The sequence below is a fragment of the Flavobacterium panacis genome (assembly GCF_024649945.1).
GTDB classification, from domain to species: Bacteria; Bacteroidota; Bacteroidia; order Flavobacteriales; family Flavobacteriaceae; genus Flavobacterium; species Flavobacterium panacis.
The window spans coordinates 57,354-63,838 of record NZ_JANKMS010000019.1; the positions used below are offsets into that span (position 1 = coordinate 57,354).

Consider the following 6,485-nt stretch of genomic DNA (forward strand, 5'->3'; position numbering starts at 1 on the left):
CGATTTTTTTTGCCACGAATTTCACGAATTAACACGAATTAATATTTTAGAATGTAAAAAGAAAAAATTATTGCAATTCGTGTAATTCGTGGCAAACCCTTTTTAAACTTAAGTTTTTCAGAAAAAAGCCTTAAATTAGTAGTAAAAACCGTTGTAATCATGGAAACTATTATAGATCAAGATATACAAAAAGTAAAGGCTTTAAAGAAAATGAAAAGAAGCGCTTTGTCACTTTTAGGCATTGCAGTCTTATTGTTTATCATCGCCATTTATTATAAAATTCCGATGCTTCAAGCTTTTAGCGAAGCCGCAATGGTTGGTGGAATCGCCGATTGGTTTGCTGTTGTGGCATTATTTCGTCATCCGCTGGGAATTCCGATTTGGCATACTGCTATTATTCCGACCAAGAAAAATGAAATTGGAGAAAACCTTGGGAATTTTGTTTCGGAGGAATTTTTAGATCGTGAAAAACTGGAAATTAAATTAGATGAATTCAATTTTGCAACGAAGGCTTCAGATTGGCTTTCGCAGGAAGAAAATGCAAACAAAATTGCCAATGCTGTAGCGGTAAATATTATTCCAGGAATTTTAAGAACCATAAAAGATGAAGATGTCAAGAGGTTTATTCAAGTTCAGTTCAAAGAAAAAATGGAAGGAATAAATTTTGGAAACTGGGTTGCCGTTGCTTTGGAACCTTTGCAAAAAGGAGAATTAAAAAATCAAATGTTGACCAATCTTCTTGAAGTAATGAGTGCTGAATTGACTAATAATAAAGATTTAATTAGGCAGAAAGTAAAAGCGTCAACTCCGTTATTGAGTTTTGGATTGGCTGATAAAAAAATTACGGAAGGAGTTTTTAATGGTTTACAAGATTTTTTAAATGAAGCCAAAAAACCAGAAAGCGCAGTCCGATTAAAGATTGACGAATATATATATAATTTTTTGGAGAAGGTTAAAAACTCAGAAGAAATGAGGGTTAAAATCAACGATATGATTTTAGGTTTTGTTGGAAAAAAAGAAGTTCAGGATTATATCAACGGAATTTGGGATGAGATCAAACTTTCAATTACCAATGATTTGAATAAAGAAGATGAATCTTCTATTAAAAATAGCATTTCGAATTTAATTCAAACCTTCGGAAACGGAATTCAAGAAGATCCGGTAATGATTGATAAAATCAATAATTTCATTAAAAACGACCTTCTTTCAGTTCTTCTCAATAATAAAAAGGTAATTGGGGATTTAATTTCATCAACAGTAAAAAGCTGGGACGGAAAAGAAGTTTCGGAAAAATTAGAATTAGAAATTGGAAAAGATCTTCAATACATCAGAATCAATGGGACTTTAGTAGGAGGAATTATTGGACTTGTGATTTATGGAGTGGAGCAGTTTTATCATTATTTATTGGTCTAAATTAATAATCTCGCAAAGTCGCAGAGGCGCAAAGTTTATGAATTTCTTTGCGACTTAGCGTCTTTGCGAGATTTTTTTAAGTTCTTTTTTAAATGAACTTATATCACTTATATGGTTTCAAAACTTTTTATAGTAATGAATGACAAGTCATTGCATTTGGTTGCTGAACGCCCATTAATTCTAAAATTGTTGGAGCGATATCACCTAAAACACCGTCTTGAATGCTTTTTAGTTGTTTGTCAACCAAAATAATAGGCACTGGGTTTGTTGTGTGCGCCGTATTAGGAGATCCGTCAGGATTGATCATTGTTTCACAGTTTCCGTGATCTGCAATTACGATTGTAGTGTAATCATTTGCAAGAGCAGCTTCGATAACTTGTTTTGCACAAGCGTCAACGGCTTCACAAGCTTTAATTGCAGCTTCCATAATTCCGGTGTGACCAACCATGTCACCATTTGCGAAGTTTAAGCAAACAAAATCAACTTCGCCTTTATTCAATTCAGGAACAAGAGCATCGGCTAACTCGTAAGCGCTCATTTCTGGTTTTAAATCATAAGTAGCCACTTTTGGAGAATTTCTTAAAATTCTAGATTCGCCTTCAAAAGGAGTTTCTCTACCGCCAGAAAAGAAAAATGTTACGTGAGGATATTTTTCAGTTTCAGCAATTCTGATTTGTTTTTTACCAGCTTTTTCTAAAACCTCGCCAAGAGTTTCAGTAATATTGTCTTTATTGTAAACTACTTTTACATTTTGGTACGTTTCGTCGTAGTTTGTCAAGGTTACATAATACAAGTTTAGTTTATGCATATTTTGTTCGTGGAAATCTTGCTGAGAAAGTGCTTCAGTAAGTTCACGACCTCTGTCAGTTCTAAAGTTAAAGAAGATTACAACATCATCTTCAGCAATTGTAGCAAGAGGTTTTGCGTTTTCATCAACGATAACAACTGGCTCGATAAATTCGTCTGTAACATCTTTTTCATAACTAGCAAGAACACTTGCAACAGCATTTGTTGATGGAGTTCCAACGCCGTTAACGACAAGATCATAAGCTAATTTTACGCGTTCCCAACGTTTGTCACGATCCATTGCATAGTAACGACCAACGATAGAAGCGATTTTTACAGGAGTATCTTTAATATAATCTTCAAGATCATGAATGTATTTTGCTCCAGATTTTGGATCAACGTCACGTCCGTCTGTAAAAGCGTGAACATAAACTTGATCTAAACCATATTCTTGAGAAGCATCGATTAAGCCGCGAAGGTGTGAAGTATGTGAGTGAACACCACCATCTGAAACTAATCCTAAAAAGTGTACTTTTTTATTGTTTGTTTTAGCATAATTAAACGCGTCAATTAAAACTTGTTCTGTTGCTAATGTTTTATGTTCTACTGCTAAGTTAATTTTAGCTAAATCCTGATATACAATTCTTCCGGCACCAAGATTCATGTGTCCCACTTCGCTGTTTCCCATTTGTCCCTCAGGTAGACCAACATTTAAACCGTCAGTTCTAAGTTGTGCGCTTGGGTAGTTTTTGTAAAGACTGTTTATAAAAGGAACATTTGCATTGTCGATTGCAGATACTTTAGGGTCAGGAGATTTTCCCCAACCATCTAAAATCATAAGGATAACTTTTTTGTTCATTACTTTTTTGTTTTCTACAAAGATAAGGCATTTATAAACTTTGCGAGAACAGAACAGTATATTTTATATTTAATAAAATGAAGTTTGATGAAAAATAGCAATTTAATTATAGAAGCCTTTAATTTTTAAAATTAATTCACGCTAAGCTGTTTTTCAGCCTTTATTTTTGAGAGCATTCAATAATGTAAAATGTTGTCTGTCATCGCTGAACTCTTATAAATTAGAAAATAATCACATCAATTTGTTTTATTTAAACAGGTATTAGTTTCATAATTCCCACTTTTTGAGGTTTTTTTAAGAAAATCGATCGAAATTTTATACTTTTTGTATTAGATAAAATCTTACAGGAATCGCATTTTTATGTTAATAATGTTAAAGTTTAAACAAAAAAAGCCTGAAAATCAGGGTTGTATTTGGCAAGGGGTGAATTTTTTATACTTTTGTCTTACCCAAATTTTTGTTTAACCTAAAGAAATTCAATGATTTACAAGATTTATCCGCTATTCGTGTTTTTGCTATTGTCTTTTGGAAAAGATTCAAAAACCACTACAGACCTAAAAAAGAACGTTACTGTAAAATCGATTGCTAAAGTAGAAAAAGTAACTGTTGATTCTAAAATTGAAAGTGTTTACAACACCTTGAATTCTAACAACTTTAAAATGCCAGAACTTAAAACTTTCTCAGAAGCTTTAAAGGGATTTTATTTGTTGAAAGAAAAAGGTGTTATCAAGAAAAACATCTTGACACTTATTGATTTCAGTTTATCATCAAACACAAAACGTTTGTGGGTGATTGATTTGACAACAAACACTATTTTGTTTAATTCTCTTGTGGCACATGGTAGAAATACTGGAGAAGAATTTGCTACTGCGTTCTCAAACTTGAACTCTTCATTTAAAAGTAGTTTAGGATTTTATGCTACAGGTGAAATTTACCAAGGAAAACATGGCGCTTCATTGCGTTTAGATGGCTTAGAAAATGGTGTAAACAGCAATGCGCGCCAAAGAGGTGTTGTAATGCATGGTGCAGATTATGTTTCTGAATCTTTTATCAGAGACCATAAAAGATTAGGAAGAAGCCAAGGTTGTCCTGCGGTACCAGTTGAATTAACTGACGAAATAATTGAAGTTATTAAAGATCAATCGTGTTTATATATTTATCATCCATCAAGAAGTTTCGCGATGGAAGAGAGGTTAATCTCTTAATTTAGCATATAAATCCGAATCTAAATTATAAATATCAGCTCTGAACAAGAGCTGATTTTTTTTGCTCCATGCTGTCCAATACCATTGATATAGTGAGTATTTTTTACTGATTTTAAAACTCATAGTCTTTTTAGAAGCAATAATAGTATCAATTCTGTCCTGAGGCCAGTTTCCGTCTACATCCAAAATATGCTGCGCCAATTCCAACGGATTCTCAACACGCACGCATCCAGAACTCATAGAACGATTATTTCTTCCAAAAATATTACGGTGATTCGTATCGTGAAGATAAACGCTATGGTGATTTGGGAATAAAATTTTCATCAAACCCAATGAATTGTAATAGCCAGGACTTTGGACATAGCGATAGTTATTAGGTTTGTTTTCGTTCCAAGAAACGGGATCAACAACATTTCCTGATGAATCGTAAATAGTGATGTTTTTCTTGGCCAGATAATTTCGGTTTCGTTTCATTGCAGGAACAACATCTTCCTTCAAAATGGTAGGAGGAACAGTCCAAGTCGGATTAAAAACTACTGTTTTTAAAAATGATGTAATAATAGGAGTTCTTCTTTTGCTTGTTCCAACCACAACATTTCGAACCAAAGTAGTGTCTTGGTTCTCGACAACATTCAAGCTGTAATCCGGAATATTGATAATAAAATAATTTTCGGCTAATTCGTTCGGATACCATCTCCAACGCTCCAGATTGGCAATAATCTGTTTTTTTCTTTTTTCTTTAGAATAATTCAAAGCATTAATTGTTCCCACACCAATAACTCCGTCAGAAGCTAAACCGTGTCTTTCTTGGAATTTTTTAACGGCTTCAAAGGTTTTTTGGTTGTATATCTTTGTAAGGCTGTCTTTTCCAGACATGTCGTTCCAGTATAGAAGTCTTTTTTTGATGTTTATTAAAGCAGAATTTGTATCGTTTAAAACAATTTTGTCTGTAGATTTAATGCTTTCGATGTCTTCATCAGGAAAAGTGTTTATGATTTCCAATGCTTTCAAAAGCTCTTTGTAGGTTTGTGTTTTAGGTTGGATATTATCTACAACGCTATCTAATTTGTTTTTATTGAAAGCTTTAATTAGTACATTATTTACATCAAATGTCTTTTCGTCCAAATCCCAATTTCCGTAAAGTTTCTTTGGATCTAGCTTTCCTTTGTAGAGATGATTGAGATATTTTTCGAAATTATAAGTTAATAATATGTCATAAGTGGCTAAAGCAGAATCGCTAAGGGAGCTAATTTTGTTTTCAAACTTTCTTAACTGAGAAGCTTTGTAATCTTCTGGTTCCAAGCCTAGTTTGTCTGAATTTTCTAATTGGGTTAAGATGTATTTTCTTTTTTCAAGATTCCCCCAAACGGTCTTGTTCTCAGATGCGAGATAAAATTGTTTTAAGGTTTCACTTTTAAAAGTGCTTAAAGTTGCGGTGTCTATATCAACTTTTCTCTCGTCTGTAAGTAGGATTGCCGGTACCGTTTTTTTGACGGTAGGAGCGGGTTTTGGAGCTTCTTTTTTACAGCTCACAAAAATGCATATTACTACTAAAGAGTAAAGTTTTTTCATAGGTTATAATTTTTTAAACATCAAATAATGTTCGCCAACGTCTTTAATATCAAATGCTTCACCTAGGGGTTGGTAATTCATTTTTTGATAAAAACCGACAGCGGCTGTTCTGGCGTTAAACCAAATTAAATCGACTTTGTTTTCATTGCAGTAGGTTTCACAATGTTTAACTAAAGCTTCTCCAAATCCTTTTTTCTGATGGGTTTCTAAAACAGCCATTCCTCGGATCTGAGCTTGATTTGGCTCGGCAAATATAGGATTGATTTTATCGAATAACGAAATAATTCCTGTTAAATTTTCATCATCAAATAAGCCGAAATGATGCGTCGTTTCTAGGTCGTCTCCTTCGAAGATGCAACTTTCGATTGGTTTTCCTTTTCTTAAAACGGGTTGGCGAACGGCATAAGTCTCTTTTGATGTAATTTCTTTGATTGTGATCATGATTTTTTTTAAAAATATTGACTTTATAACTTTTTAATTTTAAATAAGTTATAAATTAATGTTGTTTTTTATTAAATTTTTTTGCCCAAAAGCTTGTTTTGAACTTAACTTTCTTTCTATATTTGCACCACCAATGCGAAAGTAGCTCAGTTGGTAGAGCTCCAGCCTTCCAAGCTGGTTGTCGCGAGTTCGAGCCTCGTCTTTCGCTC

The 6,485-nt window shown here is 33.4% G+C and carries 5 protein-coding genes and 1 tRNA gene; 3 read left to right on the forward strand and 3 right to left on the reverse strand.

The window, feature by feature from the left end; translation table 11 throughout:
- Positions 1 to 159: 159 nt before the first annotated feature.
- Positions 160 to 1,413 (forward strand): DUF445 domain-containing protein, encoded by a 1,254-nt coding sequence (locus tag NQQ59_RS24670; protein ID WP_144215366.1) that lies wholly within the window; start codon positions 160 to 162, stop codon positions 1,411 to 1,413.
- Positions 1,414 to 1,540: 127 nt separating this feature from the next.
- Here NQQ59_RS24670 and gpmI read toward each other — a convergent pair whose 3' ends face one another.
- Entirely contained in the window at positions 1,541 to 3,058 is a 1,518-nt protein-coding gene (gene gpmI, locus NQQ59_RS24675) for a 2,3-bisphosphoglycerate-independent phosphoglycerate mutase (RefSeq protein WP_144215365.1), read from the reverse strand.
- Positions 3,059 to 3,537: 479 nt separating this feature from the next.
- On the opposite strand from gpmI, the gene NQQ59_RS24680 reads away from it, so the two are divergent.
- Positions 3,538 to 4,263, forward strand: a complete 726-nt coding sequence (locus NQQ59_RS24680) for a murein L,D-transpeptidase catalytic domain family protein (protein WP_144215364.1) — start codon at positions 3,538 to 3,540, stop codon at positions 4,261 to 4,263.
- Here the strand turns inward: NQQ59_RS24680 and NQQ59_RS24685 are convergent.
- Both NQQ59_RS24685 and NQQ59_RS24690 read right to left on the reverse strand, forming a co-directional pair.
- Complete coding sequence (locus NQQ59_RS24685) at positions 4,252 to 5,835, reverse strand: L,D-transpeptidase family protein (RefSeq protein ID WP_144215363.1); 1,584 nt, start codon at positions 5,833 to 5,835, stop codon at positions 4,252 to 4,254. The two genes, NQQ59_RS24680 and NQQ59_RS24685, sit on opposite strands and share 12 nt — an antisense overlap.
- 3 nt (positions 5,836 to 5,838) lie before the next feature.
- Positions 5,839 to 6,276 (reverse strand): GNAT family N-acetyltransferase, encoded by a 438-nt coding sequence (locus NQQ59_RS24690; protein WP_144215362.1) that lies wholly within the window; start codon positions 6,274 to 6,276, stop codon positions 5,839 to 5,841.
- 135 nt (positions 6,277 to 6,411) lie between these two features.
- Between NQQ59_RS24690 and NQQ59_RS24695 the strand changes: the two genes are divergently transcribed.
- Positions 6,412 to 6,484 (forward strand) — tRNA-Gly (locus NQQ59_RS24695).
- Position 6,485 lies beyond the last annotated feature (1 nt).